This window comes from Paraburkholderia sp. CHISQ3 (assembly GCF_030464945.1).
In the GTDB taxonomy this organism is placed as follows: domain Bacteria; phylum Pseudomonadota; class Gammaproteobacteria; order Burkholderiales; family Burkholderiaceae; genus Paraburkholderia; species Paraburkholderia megapolitana.
On record NZ_JALPRG010000011.1, the window covers coordinates 152834 to 169815 of the forward strand.

Sequence of the window (16982 nt, forward strand, 5' to 3'; positions counted from 1 at the left end):
GCCGCGGTAGCCGCAAAGCGGGCCGCACGCTTACAGAAGCGCTACAGGCGAGCGGCCGCGCTTGAAAAACCGCTAGCAAGCCTGAAGCCCGAGTCGCATCAGCATTCGACGATATTCACCGCCAGCCCGCCGCGCGACGTTTCCTTGTACTTGGTCTTCATGTCGGCGCCGGTTTCGCGCATCGTCTTGATGACCGAATCGAGCGATACGTAGTGGCTGCCGTCGCCGCGCAGCGCCATGCGTGCGGCGTTGACCGCCTTCACCGACGCCATTGCATTGCGTTCGATGCACGGAATCTGCACCATCCCGCCGACCGGATCGCAGGTCAGGCCGAGGTTGTGTTCCATGCCGATCTCGGCGGCGTTCTCGACCTGCGAGGGTGTGCCGCCCATCACCGCTGCGAGCGCGGCGGCCGCCATCGAGCATGCGACTCCCACTTCGCCCTGGCAGCCCACTTCGGCGCCGGAGATCGATGCGTTCAGCTTGTAGAGGATGCCGATTGCCGCAGCGGTCATCAGGAAGTCGATCACGCCTTGCTGGTTCGAGCCGGGCATGAAGCGCATGTAGTAATGCAGCACGGCCGGGATGATGCCGGCCGCGCCGTTGGTCGGCGCGGTGACGACACGGCCGCCGGCCGCGTTCTCTTCGTTCACCGCGATCGCATACAGGTTGATCCAGTCGATCATCGACAGCGGATCCTGCAGCGCGCGCTCCGGGTTACCCGACAGCGAGCGATACAGCTGCGGCGCGCGACGCTTGACCTGGAACGGCCCCGGCAGCGTGCCGTCGGCATCGGGGTTGCCGATACCGCAGCCGCGCGCCACGCACGACTGCATCACGTCCCAGATTTTCAGCAGGCCGGCGCGCGTTTCTTCTTCGGTATGCCACGCACGCTCGTTGTCCCACATCAGCTGCGCAATCGACTTGCCGCTCTCGGCACACATCGCGAGCAGATCATTGCCGCTGCGAAACGGGTACGGCAGCTGGTCGGCAGCCGACAGCACTTTCGTGTTCGGTGCGCCGGCCGTCACGACGAAACCGCCACCTACGGATAGATACGTCGACTCGCGCAGCGCGGCGCCTTGCGCATCGAAGGCGCGCAGCGTCAGGCCGTTCGGATGTTCGGCAAGCGCCTGGCGATAGAACGAGATGTGATCTTTCAGCACGAACGGCACGTCGTGCTTGCCGAGCAGCGACAGCGTGCGCGACTTGCGAATCGCTTCGAGTCGCTCGACGATCGTGTCGGGATTGACGGTGTCGGGCGCATCGCCAAGCAGGCCGAGCATCACGCCGCGATCGGTGCCGTGGCCTTTACCGGTCGCGCCGAGCGAACCGTACAGATCGACTTTCACGGAAGCCGTGTTCGCGAGCAGCCCATCGCGTTCGAGCCCCTGCACGAACATCAGCGCGGCGCGCATCGGCCCGACCGTGTGCGAACTGGAAGGACCAATGCCGATCTTGAAGAGGTCGAACACGCTGACGGCCATTACTGCTCCTGCAAATAGAAGTGGGGTTAGCGCGCCGGCAGCGGCAGACACACGGCGAGCCACGCAGGCGGCGTCGGTGCGAGCCGCAGTGCGATCGGCGCGTAACGCCCATCGAGCCGCGCGGCAAGGTGAAACAGTTCTGTCGCGCTCTTCGGGTCCCACGGACCCGCGTAGCCGGGCAAACCGGCCTCGCGACGTTTGGCATCGAACGGTACGTTCGAATGCACGAATTCTTCATGCGTCTTCGTACCGAGCGCGTACGGCGTGAGCCAGTTCATCGCAGCGGCGAGCGACGCACCGCTCGCTGCGCGTTGCGGCAACCAGTTGCGGTTGTGACGGCGCGCGGCGAGTGCCGCCGTGACGAGCGGTTGCAGATCGTAGGTCACGTAATGCAGCGCATCGCGTTCCGCGAAATCGACCGTCGATCCATCGGGCGCAATGTTGTCGCCCACATGCTCGACGAACAGCCGCTGCGCCGCATCGATCATCTTGCGGTTGTCGAGCGTAAAAGCCGCCATCGAGATCAGCTTGACCCGATGGCTCTGCCAGTTGTTGCGATACGTACCGGTGAGCGGGCGCGGCTGCGCGTCGATCTGCTCGATGTAGCCGTTGGCGAGCTTCGTCAGGAACGCCATCGCTGCATTGCGCGTTTTTACCGGCAGCGCGCTCGCGGTCATGTCGTAGGCGAGGATCAATCCTTCGAAATGCGTTTCGTCGATGGGATTGAAGCTCGGCTGATAGGTCGTGACCCACGCATACAGCAGCCGGTCGACGAACTTCAGATAGCGGTCGTCACTGGTTGCGCGCCACGCGAGCGCCGCGTCGCGCAACAGATCGAGATCCTTCTCGGCCTCGACGCTCTGGTCGTAAATGCCCTCGTGCGGCAGCGTGCCTTCGGTATGCAGTCGCGCCACGGCATGCGCCGGATCGTTCAGATGCGCCTGCACGTTTGCTACCAGCGCCTTGACGCCCAGATCGGCATTCGTGCGTTCGCTCGCTTGCAGCGCCGGCGCGGCGCAGAAATTCATCGCCGCGCGCGCATGCTGCACACCCAGCAGCAGCATTCCACCGAGCAGCATCGCAGCCAGCGGCGTCTTCGTTTCCCGCCTGCGGGGCACATCCGTCGTCGCCGCCGTTGACACACCACCCATCGACACGGACCGGCATTGCATCGTTCGCACCATTCTCGCCATGCGAAACTCCTTCGTTAGGCTGATTCGGTGTGTGATGTTAGCCGGTCCTGCGTTAAAACGGTGCAACGAGGTTGCACCCTGACTGTTGCCTGCTTATGTCACGAGTAGTCGGCGATCGGTACGCACGAGCAGAACAGATTGCGGTCGCCGTACGCGTTGTCGGCGCGACCAACCGGCGGCCAGTACTTGCGCGCAACCAGCGAAGCGAGCGGATACGCGGCGGCTTCGCGTGCATACGCGTGCTTCCAGCCGTCGTCGACCACGACTGCCGCGGTATGCGGCGCGTGCTTCAGCGGATTGTCCTCGCGGTCCGCGCGACCTTCCTCGACGGCGCGAATCTCATTGCGGATCGCGATCATCGCCTCGACGAAACGATCGAGTTCTTCCTTCGATTCCGACTCGGTCGGCTCGACCATCAGCGTGCCGGGCACCGGGAAGCTCATCGTCGGGGCGTGGAAGCCGTAGTCGATCAGGCGCTTGGCGACGTCGTCGACGGTGATGCCGCTCGTGTCCTTGATCGGGCGCAGGTCGAGAATGCATTCGTGCGCGACGAGTCCGCCCGGGCCCGAGTACAGCACCGGGTAGTGCGGCGCGAGCTTCTTCGCGACGTAATTGGCGTTGAGGATCGCGGTTTCGGTCGCTGCGGTGAGGTTCTTCGCGCCCATCATCGCGATGTACATCCACGAGATCGGCAGGATCGAGGCGGAGCCGTACGGCGCCGACGATACCGCGCCGATGCCTTGCGGCGCACGCTCATAGCCCGACGACACCTGGTTCGGCAGGAACTTCGCCAGATGCGCGCCGACTGCGACCGGACCGACGCCCGGGCCGCCGCCGCCGTGCGGAATACAGAACGTCTTGTGCAGGTTCAGGTGCGACACGTCGCCGCCGAACTGGCCCGGCGCCGTGAGACCGACCATCGCGTTCATGTTCGCGCCGTCCACGTACACCTGGCCGCCGTGTGCATGAACGATTTCGCAGATCTCGCGGACGTTCTGTTCGAACACGCCGTGTGTAGACGGATACGTGATCATGATCGCGGCGAGCTTGTCCTTGTGCTGCCCGGCCTTCGCCTTCAGGTCGTCGATGTCGACGTTACCTTGCGCATCGCAGGCCACTACCACGACCTGCATGCCGGCCATCTGTGCCGATGCCGGGTTCGTGCCGTGCGCGGAAGCGGGAATCAGACACACGTTGCGATGACCTTCGCCGCGCGACTCGTGATACGCGTGGATGATCAGCAGGCCCGCGTACTCGCCTTGCGAACCGGCATTCGGTTGCAGCGACACGGCAGCGTAGCCGGTCGCGGCGACCAGCATCTGTTCGAGCTGATCGATCATCTCGCGATAACCAACCGTCTGCGCAGCCGGTGCGAACGGATGGATCTGGCCGAATTCGGGCCACGTGACCGGCAGCATTTCGGAGGTCGCGTTGAGCTTCATCGTGCACGAACCGAGCGGGATCATCGAGCGGTCGAGCGCGAGGTCCTTGTCCGCCAGACTGCGCAGATAACGCAGCATTTCGGTTTCGGAATGGTGACGGTTGAAGACGTGGTGCGTCAGGTACGTACTTGTGCGGGCGAGTTCCGACGGAATCGATGCAGCGTCGGCCTTCGTCAGTTCGGCGTCGAGCGTGTCGATCTGCGGCACATCTGCCGAACCCGCGGCTTGCGCGAACACCGCCAGAAGATCGGCGAGATCGCCGCGCGTGGTGGTTTCATCGATCGACAGGCCGACGCGCGTGTCGCTCACGCGGCGCAGGTTGATGCGTTTCGCCACGGCTGCGTCGAGCAGCGCCTGGGTGCGGGCGCCGGTGTCGAACGTGAGCGTGTCGAAGAACGTCGTATTGACGGCCGTGTAGCCAAGCTGTTTCGCGCCGGCCGCGAGCAGCGCCGCGATGCGGTTCACGCGCAGCGCGATTGTCTTCAGGCCGTGCGGGCCGTGATAGACCGCGTACATGCTCGCCATGATCGCGAGCAGTGCTTGCGCCGTGCAGACATTCGAGGTCGCTTTTTCGCGGCGGATATGCTGTTCGCGCGTTTGCAGTGCGAGACGCAGCGCGGGCTTGCCTTGCGCATCGACGGTCACGCCAACCAGGCGCCCCGGCATCTGTCGCTTGAATTCGTCGCGCACCGCGAGGTACGCCGCGTGCGGACCGCCGAAGCCAACCGGCACACCAAAACGTTGCGAGTTGCCGACCGCGACGTCCGCGCCCCATTCGCCGGGCGGCGTCAGCACGGTCAGCGCGAGCAGATCGGCGGCGGCGACCACGTGGCCGCCCGCTGCATGGATCGCTTCGGCGAGCGCGCGGTAGTCGTGCACATCGCCGTTCACGCCCGGGTATTGCAGCAGCACACCGAAAGCATTCGCGTGCGCGGCTTCGGCGGCGGGGCCGACCTTGACCTCGATGCCGACCGGCTTCGCGCGCGTCTTTACGACTTCGATGGTTTGCGGCAGCACGTCGTCAGCGACGTAGAACACGTTCGATTGCGGCTTGCCCGTGCGTTGCAACAGCGTCATCGCTTCGGCGGCGGCCGTGGCTTCGTCGAGCAGCGAGGCGTTGGAGATGGCGAGACCCGTCAGGTCGACGATCATCTGCTGGAAATTCAGCAGCGCTTCGAGCCGGCCTTGCGAGATTTCGGGTTGATACGGCGTGTACGCGGTGTACCACGCCGGGTTTTCGAGCACGTTGCGCAGGATCACCGCCGGCGTGTGCGCGTTGTAATAGCCCTGGCCGATATAGGAGCGGAACACCTGGTTCTGATCCGCCAGCTCGCGCAGTGCGGCGAGCGCTTCCGCTTCGCTCTTCGGCTGGGCGAACGGGCCGAGCGGCAGCGTTTCAGTGCGGCGGATTGCTTGCGGAATTACCGCGTCGATCAGGGCGGCACGCGACGCGAAACCGAGCGCGTCGAGCATGGCTTGCTGATCGGCGCCATCCGGGCCGATGTGCCGTTCGGCGAATGCGTCGTGCACTTCGAGCGCGGCGAGCGAGAGAGGGGTGCGGTTCATCAGACGATCCGGATGTTCGAGCTTCATGGCAGTCCTGCGGGCGCGGGGCGCGGCTCAGGCGACTGGGCCGGCGCGCGCCGCGCGGTTCGTGAGTAAAAAGTTAATCGATCAGCTTGCTGTAGGCGGCGGCGTCGATCAGCTTGTCGGTCGATGCGCCGGCCGCGAGCTTGATCTTGAAGAGCCATACGCCATACGGGTCGCCGTTGACGTCTTCAGGTGAGTCGGCGGCTTCTGCGTTGATCGCGACGATCTCGCCCGATACCGGCGAATAGACGTCGGATGCAGCCTTCACCGATTCGACGACGCCGATCGCGTCGCCTTCCTTCACCTGCTTGCCGACTGCGGGCAGTTCGAGGAAGACGATGTCGCCGAGCGTGCTTTGCGCGTGGTCGGTGATGCCGACCGTCAGCGTGCCGTCCGCTTCGGTGCGGATCCATTCGTGTTCTTCGGTGTATTTCAGATCGGCCGGGACGTTGCTCATCGGATGCTCCTGGTGTGTATGCGTTAGGTAAGGGTCGGGCGCCGCGGGGCGGGCGGTCAGACAGCCAGCACTTTGCCGTTGCGCACGAACGGCAGTTTTACCACGCGCGCGGGAAAACTCTTGTCGCGGATCTGCACCTGCACCGTGTCGCCGATCGCAACGGCCGTCGGCACGCGCGCGAACGCGATCGATTCCTGCATCGTCGGCGAAAACGTGCCGCTCGTGATCTCGCCGTCGCCGTGCGGCGTGACGACCTTTTGATGCGCGCGCAGCACGCCGCCCGCCTTGCCGTTTTCCTTCAGCAGGATCAGCCCGACGAACGTGCTGCGCGAGCCGTTCGCCTCGAGCGGCGCGCGGCCGACGAAGTCGCGCGGCTGCGTGAGATCGACTGTCCATGCGAGACCGGCGTCGAGCGGCGAGACGTTGTCGTCCATGTCCTGACCGTACAGATTCATGCCTGCTTCGAGGCGCAGCGTGTCGCGCGCGCCGAGACCGCACGGGCTGACGCCCTGGCGTTGCAGCGCGTCCCAGAACTCGCAGACGAAGCTGGCCGGCAGCACGATTTCGAAGCCGTCTTCGCCGGTGTAGCCGGTGCGCGCGACCATCAACTCGCCGAACGGCGTGTTGTCGATCTTCGCGGCGTTGAAGGGCTTCAGGAGTTCGGTGGCGGTGCGGGTGGACGGTGCGACCTGCCAGACCTTGTTGCGTGCGTTCGGACCTTGCACGGCGACGATCGCGAGATCACGACGCGGCGTGATGGTCAGATCGTAGTTGCCCGTCGTATTGAGCTGGTTGAACCACGCGAGGTCTTTTTCGGCGGTACCGGCGTTGACCACGACGCGGAAGGTGTCGTCGGCGAAGTAATAGACGATCAGATCGTCGATCACGCCGCCGTTCGGGTTCAGCATGCACGAATAGAGCGCGCGGCCCGGCGTTTGCAGTTTGCCGACGTTGTTGGCGAGCGCGTGCTCGAAGAAGGCGCGCGCCTTGGCGCCGGTCACATCGACGACGCACATGTGCGAGACGTCGAACATGCCGGCATCGGTGCGCACCGCGCGGTGTTCGTCGATCTGCGAACCGTAGTTGACAGGCATGTCCCAGCCGCCAAAGTCGACCATGCGTGCTTTAAGCGCGCAATGCGTGGCGTGGAGCGGGGTGTGTTTGGGTTCGGTCATCGGGGCCTCGGGCGTTTCGCAAACAAAAAAGGCCATGCGGCGCAATCCTCGCGGCCTGCTGCCTGCGAGCGATACGGTGCATGACCCCTCTGTCCTCGATACCTGAGAGATTGCGCCACCACGACTGTGCAACGGTGTCGTGACGAAACGCGCGCCCCTTCGGTGGGCAGCTTGCCAGAATGGTGGCTACTGCCGCTCTCCAGAGTGCGAAAACCGGTGCCAGATGATGCACGGCGACAGACGGATTTCGACGCGGTCGGTCCTTTTGCCTGAGAGTTTGTGGGTGTGCCCCTTCGGCGGCGCGGCCTGCTTGAAACTGCGATGGCCAGCGCGCTCTCCCGACGCGTGCGGCCGAATGTACGCGAGGCCCGGAGGCTTGTCAAATGGACGATTGGGAGCCGCACGGGGGCGTGCATGGCGATGCCCGGCACGGTGCTGCGGGTCAAAAATATGGGTGGATTGAGGCGGCCTGGCAGGCGCAAAAATGCGGACGGCCCGCGCAGCGTGATGCCGTGCGGGCCGTCTTTGGAAAGCAGGCGCTTACTGGTCGATAGCGTGCGCGGCGCCGTCGAGTTCCTGATTCAGCACGCGCTGTTCGTCGCTGGAGAGACCGACGCCGTGCTGCGCGGCCATGTCGCGCGATTCCTGACGGATTACGTCAAGCCGGTGATGCAGCGCGGCGCCTTGCGGCGGCGGATAGTAGCCCTGGTTCACGCGGTTATCGATGCGACGGCCCAGGTTGTCGATGCGGCCGTTGACCTGATCGAAACGCTGGATCGCAACTTCTCGCGGAGTCGGACCCGTGTGCACGGTCTCCGGCGGCGCGACCACACAGGCCGCCAGCGACGAAACCAGCGCGACGCCTGCCAGTGCGCGAATGAAGCGTTGCATACCTTTCTCCTTGTTGCCTTGTTGTTGTGTCCGGGATTGTCGCCGGTCCGAAACGTTACCGCACAAGAACGACCGGCCGGTAACGCGCGATGACGTGCCGGGCCGTTTATTTGTAACCGTTTGTGCGGTGGTGGGTTTCTTTCGGTTTGTCAGGTTTTCCGTGCTCAGCCGCTTAGCTGTGACGTGCGAATGGTAGCCGGCGGCCTTCTTCTGCGCTGCGGGCGGCGAGTTCGATGATCGTCATCACGTCGACGGCGTCTTGCGGGCTGACCGGGAACGGTGTGCCTTCGCGAATCGACGCCGCGACTGCGCGATAGAAGTCGGCGTAGGCGCCGTCGAGCGTTGGCAGATCGCGTTCTACTTCGTCGTCGCCTTCCAGCACGCGCAGCCGGCCCGGTGTGTTGCCTCCGCCGAAGCCCGGCTGGCCGGGACGCAAGCCGGCCTTCAACTGGTCTTCCTGCGTATCGAGGCCGTGCTTCACATAACTGCCGCGCGTTCCGTGGATCGCGAAGCGCGGCGGCGCGAGCGCCGTCAGCGCGCTCGCATGCAGGACGACTTCGAGGTTCGGGTAGCCGAGCTGCAGATGTACGTAATCAGGGGCGCTGCCTGCGTCGCGATGCAGCGCGACGGTTGCGTACACCGTGGACGGCGCGCCGAACAACGCCAGCGCCTGGTCGATCAGATGCGGCCCGAGGTCGAACAGCAGGCCGCCGCCGCGCGTCGCGTCTTCGCGCCAGCGCTGCCGCACGAACGGACGGAAGCGGTCGAAATGCGATTCGAAATGCGTGACGCGACCGAGTTGCCCACTTGCAAGCAATGCACGCACGGTGAGAAAGTCGCCGTCCCAACGACGGTTGTGAAACGGCGCGAACAACAGGCCCTTCGTGTGGGCGAGATCGGCGAGCGCGCGGGCTTCGTCGGCGGTTAGCGTGACGGGTTTGTCGACGACTACATGCTTGCCGCCTTCGAGTGCACGTTTCGCGAGATCGTAGTGCGTGTCGTTCGGCGTCGCGATGACGATGCATTCGATGTCGTCGAGTGCGACGAGCGCATTGATATCGCGGACGATCTTCGCATCCGGAAAGTCGGCCTGCGCGCGTTCGGGCTGACCGGTGGCGATGGCGGCGACGCTTGCGCGTCCGCAATGGGCGATGACCGGCGCGTGAAAAGTCTGGCCGGCGAAACCGTAACCCATCAGGCCGGTTTTTAGCGGTGAAGTCATGGGAGCATTTCCTGCGATAAAAGCTAAAAGGGCGCGCAACGGCGACATTCTGGCATGGCCGGCGCGCAGATCGTGCGCGGGGTGTGACGTTACGGCTGTGTGGCATGCGGCGCGGTGCCGCTTAAGGCGGTTGTGCGATACATGAGATGTCGTTCATCCGTGTTAACATCGCCGGTCTCGCGCAACGGGGATCTACGTAGGTAAGCCGTTGCGCCGCATGTCTCAAGGGTCCTTGCGCCCTCAACCGTTACACCCCATCCACTGACGATGTCCGCAGGTCTAAACCCCGCTCAAAACGAAGCGGTGCGCTATCTCGATGGTCCGTGTCTTGTGCTAGCCGGTGCCGGCAGCGGCAAGACGCGCGTTATCACGCAGAAGATCGCGCATCTGATCGAAGCCAAAGGCTTCGAGCCGCGCCACATCGCCGCCGTCACGTTCACGAACAAGGCCGCGGCGGAAATGCGCGAGCGCGTCGGCAAACTGCTCGAAGGCAAGACGCTCACGACGCCGGGCAAGGAAGGCCGCAAGGTCCCCGTCAATCAGCTCACCGTGTGTACGTTCCATTCGCTGGGCGTGCAGATCCTGCGCCTGGAAGCCGAGCATGTGGGCCTGAAGCCGGGGTTCTCGATCATGGATTCCGACGACTGCTTCGGCATGGTGCAGGAACAGATCGGCACGACGGACAAGGGCTTGATCCGCAAGATCCAGTCGATCATCTCGCTGTGGAAGAACGGCCTCATCATGCCCGACGAGGCGATGGCGATCGCTGCGAATGAAGATGAGCAACAGGCGGCGATTGTTTATCGCAACTATGTGGCGACGCTGCACGCGTACCAGGCCGTCGATTTCGACGATCTGATCCGTTTGCCCGCTGAGCTGTTCGCGCGGAACGAGCAGGTGCGCGACCGCTGGCAGAACAAACTGCGCTACCTGCTGATCGACGAGTACCAGGACACCAACGCGTGTCAGTACGAACTGCTCAAGCAACTGGCTGGCCCGCGCGCTGCGTTTACCGCGGTGGGCGACGACGACCAGGCGATCTACGGATGGCGTGGCGCCACGCTCGAAAATCTTGCGCAGCTGGGCAAGGATTTTCCGAAGCTGCATCTGGTGAAGCTCGAACAGAACTATCGGTCGACGGTGCGTATTCTGACTGCGGCCAATAACGTCATTGCGAATAATCCGAAGCTGTTCGAGAAGAAGTTGTGGTCCGAGCACGGCATGGGCGACACGATTTCGGTGACGCCTTGCAACGATGAAGAGCATGAAGCGGAATCGGTGGTGTTCAGGCTGTCCGCGCACAAGTTTGAACGGCGTGCACAGTTTCGCGATTACGCGATCCTGTATCGCGGGAATTTTCAGGCGCGGATCTTTGAACAGGTGCTGCGGCGCGAGCGGATTCCGTATGTGCTCTCGGGTGGCCAGTCGTTTTTCGACAAGGCCGAGATCAAGGATATCTGCGCGTATCTGCGCTTGATCGCGAATGCCGACGACGATCCTGCTTTCATCCGCGCGATCACTACGCCGCGGCGTGGTGTCGGCAATACGACGCTCGAAGCGCTTGGGTCGTTTGCGGGGCAGGCGAAGGTGTCGCTGTTCGAGGCGGTCTATATGGGCGGTATCGAGGCGCGCTTGTCGGCCCGCCAGGTCGAACCGCTGCGCGCGTTCTGCGATTTCATGCAACGCCTTACCGATCGCGCGGATAAGGATGCCGCGACGACGCTGCTCGACGACATGATGGAGGCGATCCATTACGAGGCGTACCTGTACGACACGTTCGATGAGCGCCAGGCGCAGTCGAAGTGGCAGAACGTGCTCGAGTTTATCGAGTGGTTAAAGCGTAAGGGCACGAAGCCCGAGCCGGAGATTTCCGCGGATGGCGACAGCGAAGAAACCGGCTATGACAACGCCGACGGTCTCGCGGATACCGGCAAGAATCTGCTGGGGTTGATCCAGACGGTCGCGCTGATGTCGATGCTCGAAGGGAAAGAAGAGGATCCCGATGCGGTGCGGTTATCTACGGTGCATGCGTCGAAGGGGCTTGAGTATCCGCATGTGTTTCTGGTCGGCGTCGAGGAAGGGATCATGCCGCATCGCGGTGGGTCCGACGATGCGCCAATCGACGATGCGCGTATCGAAGAAGAACGGCGTTTAATGTACGTCGCGATTACGCGTGCGCAGCGCAGCTTGCATCTGAACTGGTGCAAGAAGCGCAAGCGGGCGCGGGAGACGGTGGTGTGCGAGCCGTCGCGGTTTATTCCAGAGATGGAGCTTGATGACGCGCCGCCGCCTACCGCCGATGAGGCGCCGATGTCGCCGAAGGATCGGTTGGCGAGTTTGAAGGCGTTGTTGCAGAAGCCTTGAGTGTGTTGGGCTTTGTGTGGGGGGAGATGGGAAGACCCTGACCGCACGAGGCTCATCGATCGCGGCAGTGATTATGCGCGTTAGAGTGGCACGGCCTGTTCAGCCGAGAATTCCATGCGTTTGTCGCTGCCTCCCACCCCGTACCGCGTTGCGCTCGAAACCTATATCGACGCGAAGGACAACACGCGGCCAGAGCGTATCGACGAGATCTTCGCGGCCAATGCCGTGCTCACGTTCTCCCTTGCCACCGAAAACATTGCTTTCCCGGCTCGCACCGTGGGCGCGCCTGCGATCGCGAAGACGCTCGTCAGCGATTTTGGTGCGCAATACGCGCGATGCAGGACGTACTACGTATGCGACTCGCTTCATGTGAGCGGGACCGAGGACGCAACTGACGCGCGCGTCGATGCGCTGCCGTGGCTCGTGGTGATGCGCGAACCCGCGACCGGGTCGTTGCGGGTTGGGCACGGTGTCTATCAATGGATGTTTGCGCGCGCTGCGGGCGGTGTGCGGGCGACGCGCCTTCACATCCACATCGCGCGGATGGATATCGTGGCGGACCCGGACGGTGCGGCGCTCGCGACGTTGCAGGATGGATTGAGCTACCCGTGGTTGCGGCCCGAGGCGTTGAGAGAACGTTTTCTTTCGATTGCACGCGAGGTGCCGGCGCTGGGCTTTGTCGAAGCCTTTAGCGAGCCGGTAATGATGCCGGTTGCATCGCTTCCAAAATGAAAAATCCCTGCGGCGTGCGGTTGCACGTGCAGGGATGATGTTGCTTCGCGGCGCTGACCATGTAACCGACTGACTGCGGCAATGGCGGCGGTCGCTGCCGCCTCGCTGCTGTTACCCGTTACCTGTTAGCCGCCGGCAGATGCGCCTGATGCAGGTGCTGCGCCAGAAGCGGCTGCTGCGCCGGATGCCGCCGTGGCGTCAGAAGCAGGTGCGGCTCCCGATGCAGCTGCAGCACCGGATGCCGCCGCCGGCACTGGCGGATCGCCGAACTTGCCGCCCGAATTGTCGGCCATGTAGGCGACGGCGAGACCGATTTCGTAATCGCTGTAGTCGTCGGGGCTCGTGCCGCCGCGCGCGGGCATCGCACCGGTACCGGTTAGCGCGGTATGCCAGAGCGTAGCGAAGCCTTGCGCGATGCGCGGGGCCCAGTCGCCGGTGTTGGAGAACTTCGGCGCGCCGGCTACACCGGCCGCATGGCATGCCGAACAGACGGCCTGATAGACCTGCTGACCGGTTTTGTAGACGCGCGGCGCATTGGCGTCGCGAATGGCGACCTGAGCGATTGGCGCGATCCGCTCGCCAACGGCGGCATCGGTGAGGCTGTCGGTGCCTGCGCCGGTGCGCGTCGAGTTGTTAACGTAGTACGCGAGCAGGATGATGATAATTACGGGGACAGCAAAACCGGCAATGATGGCGGCAATGAGCTGCGCGGGGGTTTTGATCGGGGCTTCGTGTGGTGCTTCGCTCATGCTTGTCTCGTCTCCCATCGGTATTGTGAGCGGTACAGCGTGACAGCTACGACCTGTTGTTAATTTATCGCCACGCCGATTATAGACGGAAGGTTTAAGTGAGGGCGAGCGGGCTTGCTGACTTGTTCAGCAGTCGTTTACCCGGAGTGATGGGTCCCTTTGCTTTGGTTTGGCCGCTTTTGGTCCGGCCGGAGCCCGTCTGTCAAGGCCGTGCGGTGGACGGGTAGCGGGAAACCGGGTATCCTCTCGGTCTCGCTGGCGCTGCCTCCTCGTCTTCCTCGCAGGTTGCGGCGCTTTCGCGTTAATGCGCCCGTAGCTCAATGGATAGAGTACTGCCCTCCGAAGGCAGGGGTTGCTGGTTCGATCCCAGCCGGGCGCACCACTCCCTCGCACCCCAACCCCCTACGTCGACATCGCCCCCACCCGATATCGTTGCGGCGTGATCCCCGTCCAACGCTTGAACGCATGCTGAAACGCACTCTGCTCGGTATACCCAAGCATAAAAGCAACCTCAGCCAGCGAGTGTTGCGACAACGCCAGATAAGATTCGGCACGTTCGCGACGCACATCGTCCAGCACATCGCGGAACACATACGCACACTCGGACAGACGTCGGTGAAGCGTACGCGAGGAAATTCCCATGCGTTGCGCTATATCGACCGCGCGAATGCTGTCGATAGCAAGACCTTGGGTCAGCATGGCCTTGAGCTGACGCATGAACTCCGGCTCATCATCAGTCAACTGTCTTATCTGCGCCTCCGCCCGCGCACCGATGACACGAGCCATCTCCGCGCTGGCCATGATCACGGGTGCTTCCAGATAACTAGCAGGAAACATCAACTTGGTCTGCGCCGCTGCAAAGTTGACCCGACCGCCGAAGAACCGCTGATAAGCATCGGGATCCCGCGGTGTCGCGAACTGAAAATCGACATCCACAGGCGCAGTCTCCCGACCGATCAGCAGGCGGCTCATACGCACCCGAGTCGTCATGATCAACTGCGCCAACGCAGGCGGTGGCGCGGATGTACCCGACCAGTCCAGCGGCATTTCAACGCGATCACCATGCCGTACCAGCAGCGGCCGACCAATACCATGTACCAACCGCACATAGCGATCGTATTCCGCGAGCGCGCTGCCGAGGTTGGTACAGCACATCACCACATAACCGACAACGCCAAGGTGTCGTGGCGCGATAAGAATGCCTGCGTTGAAGCCTAGGTCGGGATCGCAAGTGACGGCTACCGCCCGCTCGAGGATGTCGAAATACGCCTCCGTCGTTAGCCGCAACGGCACGTCTACGGATTCAATCGCAGCTATCAGCGTAGCCCCGAAAAGTGCCTCGGGAGAATGACCGCGCGAACGCAGATAGTCCAGCAGCAGGCTGACATATTGTCCTGCAACCGTGCCTGCCATCTTCTTGTCGATAACGGCCATAGATCTCCCTGACATCGATAGATCTTCGTGGCGCAATTTCACAATGGCACGGCAAACGCTGTCAAGACAGCAGCAGTCTAGCGGGAAGAGTCTTCGTTGCAGGTCGACCTGTTCTCGAAGCAAACGCAGTGGCGATCGACGATGAGGCTTACACAAACACAACATTGGAGATACGAACATGAGTGAATATTCATTCCGCTTATCCCGTCTGTTCAACCTGCCTTCAATAGCCGCCCTGGTTACCGCACTTGTAGCAACTCCCACTTTCGCCAGCACGTACTCCGTGGCACCTAACATCGCCGTGGGCATTGTCAACGCACTTCCGAATCCGGCCGCGGCGCCTCCCGGCGCCAACCTGCAGTCATGCAGTCTTAAGCAGCATCCGTATCCAGTGGTTCTGGTAAACGGCACCTTCTCTGTGATGGAAGATGATTTCGGTGCGCTGGCGCCGGATCTGGCCAACGCCGGCTATTGCGTTTATACCTTCAATTACGGTGGCGCCAGTCCTAACAGTCTTATCCAGGCAACCGGCTCGGCGATTTCGTCGGCCTCGGTGCTTGCCAGTTACGTGCAGCAGGTGCTAAGCCAAACCGGAGCGACCAAGGTCGATCTGGTTGGCCACTCGCAGGGCGGTATGCTGGCCGAATATTATGCGAAGGTGATTGGCGGTGCTCCGTATATCCACAACCTCGTTGGCTTGTCGCCGACTACGCATGGCACGACCCTGGATGGGCTTACCCTTCTCGCTTCTGTCTTTCCGGGAGCCAATCAGCTTGTCGGTGCCGCCTGCCCGGCCTGCGCGGATCAAGAAAATGGCTCGGCGATGATCCAGCAACTCGACAGCGGCCCGATCGCACAGGCCGGTGTCGGTTACACGATTATCGAAACCAAAGACGAATTCGTCGTGACCCCGGTAGGCTCGTCTTTCATCAATGAGCCGGGCGTAACCAACGAATACGTGCAATCGTCCTGCCCGCTGGATGCGGTAGACCACGCCGATCTCTCCTACGACAACGTGGCAATCCAGCTGGTCAAGAACGCGCTCAGCCCGAGCACGGCACGGGCTCCGAACTGCGCGATTGCCTTCCCGTGGCCGGCGCAATAAATAGTGTTTCTTGATTTCCCGTACACGGTAGGGAGTTGGCCAACTTTCTGCCGTGTACGGGTTTTCAGCTCACACACCTCTATTCCCCAAGCAACACCACTTTCCCAAACCCACTCCTCCCCTCGTAGTACCTATAAGCCTCATGAGCCTGTGCAAACGGAAACGTCCGATCCATAACAGGCCGAATCTCCCGCGCACTCATAGCCTTGATCATCGCCTCAAGATCAACACGACTACCCACAAACAGCCGACGGATAGTCGTAAGTTTCGGCCCATAAGCACTCGCAGGAAGCACCAACGCGGATTGCTTCGCACTCTTCCAGATGAGAACGACGATCTCCGAATAACTAGCCGATGCAATCAAGGACTGCTCAATCGTTTCAGGCCCCATCGTTTCAACGACGAGATCTGCTCCAAGTCCACCAGTAAGCTCGCGCACTGCCGCACCCCACTGCGGAGTTTCGACGTAGTTAATAACGTGATCGGCCCCCAACGTCTTTAGCCTCTCAGCTTTAGCATCTTGAGACGTCGTCGCAATCACGCGGCAACCCATCATCTTTGCGAATTGCACAGCAAAGAGCGACACGTCCCCGGTGCCGAGCGTCAAAACAGTCTGGCCTGGCTTAAGCGACCCGGATCCCATGACCGAACACCACGCCGTCACACCTGCGCAGCTAAGACTCGCTCCCTCTTCCCACATCAAGTAGTCAGGCAGCCGAACAAGCCACTGCTCGTTAAACACAGCGAACTCGGCCGCCATACCGTCGACCGTGCAACCCAACTGATCCATGTAATCCGCGGCAAGGCGCCCATCCCGCCAGCGAGGCCAATAACTTCCGGTTACCCGGTCGCCGACCTTGAACCTGGAAACCTTGTCGCCGACGGCGACAACTTCGCCGGCACCGTCGCTCAACGGCACGACATCCGGCTTTGCCGGCAACGGATACGTCTTCCCCAGGATCATCAAGTCGCGTCGATTGAGCGACGCCGCGCGAACACGGATAACGACATCATTCGGACCAGGTTTCGGCTCGTCTCGATTGCGCAATACGATGCCTTCGGGTTTGCCAAATTCTTCCAGGTGATATGCCTGCATTTACATCTCCAATGTATTGACGATTGCGACGATCTCTCGCCGAGC

12 protein-coding genes, 1 tRNA gene, 1 pseudogene and 2 riboswitches are annotated in these 16982 nt (G+C 62.4%); of the genes and pseudogenes, 4 read left to right on the top strand and 10 right to left on the bottom strand.

Translation table 11 applies throughout. The features are described 5' to 3' along the window. Nucleotides 1–98: 98 nt before the first annotated feature. From M0D65_RS24650 to M0D65_RS24680, 7 genes are all read right to left on the bottom strand, one after another. Nucleotides 99–1487 carry an L-serine ammonia-lyase gene (locus M0D65_RS24650; protein WP_266254953.1) on the bottom strand — a complete coding sequence of 463 codons (1389 nt, stop codon included), beginning with the start codon at nt 1485–1487 and terminating at the stop codon, nt 99–101. Between the two features lie 26 nt (nt 1488–1513). Beyond that, nucleotides 1514–2680, bottom strand: coding sequence for an alginate lyase family protein (locus M0D65_RS24655; RefSeq protein ID WP_266254954.1), 1167 nt, complete (start codon nt 2678–2680; stop codon nt 1514–1516). Nucleotides 2681–2778: 98 nt separating this feature from the next. Continuing rightward, nucleotides 2779–5715 (bottom strand): aminomethyl-transferring glycine dehydrogenase, encoded by a 2937-nt coding sequence (gene gcvP / locus M0D65_RS24660; RefSeq protein ID WP_266254955.1) that lies wholly within the window; start codon nt 5713–5715, stop codon nt 2779–2781. A gap of 73 nt (nt 5716–5788) precedes the next feature. After that, on the bottom strand, nt 5789–6169 hold the full coding sequence (gene gcvH / locus M0D65_RS24665; protein WP_091017095.1) for a glycine cleavage system protein GcvH: 381 nt from the start codon (nt 6167–6169) through the stop codon (nt 5789–5791). A gap of 56 nt (nt 6170–6225) precedes the next feature. Continuing rightward, the gene (gene gcvT / locus M0D65_RS24670; RefSeq protein ID WP_266254956.1) at nt 6226–7344 is read right to left on the bottom strand and encodes a glycine cleavage system aminomethyltransferase GcvT; all 1119 of its coding nucleotides are present in this window, start codon (nt 7342–7344) and stop codon (nt 6226–6228) included. Nucleotides 7345–7423: 79 nt separating this feature from the next. After that, a riboswitch (glycine riboswitch) is annotated at nt 7424–7557 on the bottom strand. Nucleotides 7558–7590: 33 nt separating this feature from the next. Further along, nucleotides 7591–7695, bottom strand: a riboswitch (glycine riboswitch). Nucleotides 7696–7884: 189 nt separating this feature from the next. Next, the gene (locus M0D65_RS24675) at nt 7885–8235 is read right to left on the bottom strand and encodes a hypothetical protein (RefSeq protein WP_091017099.1); all 351 of its coding nucleotides are present in this window, start codon (nt 8233–8235) and stop codon (nt 7885–7887) included. A 172-nt stretch (nt 8236–8407) separates the two neighbouring features. After that, nucleotides 8408–9457: an oxidoreductase gene (locus tag M0D65_RS24680; RefSeq protein WP_266254957.1), complete on the bottom strand. Its 1050-nt coding sequence runs from the start codon at nt 9455–9457 to the stop codon at nt 8408–8410. Between the two features lie 267 nt (nt 9458–9724). On the opposite strand from M0D65_RS24680, the gene M0D65_RS24685 reads away from it, so the two are divergent. Next, nucleotides 9725–11821, top strand: coding sequence for a UvrD-helicase domain-containing protein (locus tag M0D65_RS24685; RefSeq protein ID WP_266254958.1), 2097 nt, complete (start codon nt 9725–9727; stop codon nt 11819–11821). Between the two features lie 114 nt (nt 11822–11935). Continuing rightward, nucleotides 11936–12553, top strand: coding sequence for a nuclear transport factor 2 family protein (locus M0D65_RS24690; protein ID WP_266254959.1), 618 nt, complete (start codon nt 11936–11938; stop codon nt 12551–12553). Nucleotides 12554–12687: 134 nt separating this feature from the next. Here M0D65_RS24690 and M0D65_RS24695 read toward each other — a convergent pair. After that, nucleotides 12688–13302 (bottom strand): annotated as a pseudogene (locus tag M0D65_RS24695) (cytochrome c5 family protein); the annotation flags it as partial. Between the two features lie 306 nt (nt 13303–13608). Between M0D65_RS24695 and M0D65_RS24700 the strand changes: the two are divergent. Then, nucleotides 13609–13684 (top strand) — tRNA-Arg (locus tag M0D65_RS24700). A 20-nt stretch (nt 13685–13704) separates the two neighbouring features. Here the strand turns inward: M0D65_RS24700 and M0D65_RS24705 are convergent. After that, the gene (locus M0D65_RS24705; RefSeq protein WP_266254960.1) at nt 13705–14736 is read right to left on the bottom strand and encodes an AraC family transcriptional regulator; all 1032 of its coding nucleotides are present in this window, start codon (nt 14734–14736) and stop codon (nt 13705–13707) included. Between the two features lie 178 nt (nt 14737–14914). Between M0D65_RS24705 and M0D65_RS24710 the strand changes: the two genes are divergently transcribed. Beyond that, nucleotides 14915–15841: a triacylglycerol lipase gene (locus M0D65_RS24710; RefSeq protein ID WP_266254961.1), complete on the top strand. Its 927-nt coding sequence runs from the start codon at nt 14915–14917 to the stop codon at nt 15839–15841. A 79-nt stretch (nt 15842–15920) separates the two neighbouring features. Here M0D65_RS24710 and M0D65_RS24715 read toward each other — a convergent pair whose 3' ends face one another. Next, nucleotides 15921–16937 carry an NAD(P)-dependent alcohol dehydrogenase gene (locus tag M0D65_RS24715; RefSeq protein ID WP_266254962.1) on the bottom strand — a complete coding sequence of 339 codons (1017 nt, stop codon included), beginning with the start codon at nt 16935–16937 and terminating at the stop codon, nt 15921–15923. Between the last annotated feature and the right edge of the window lie 45 nt (nt 16938–16982).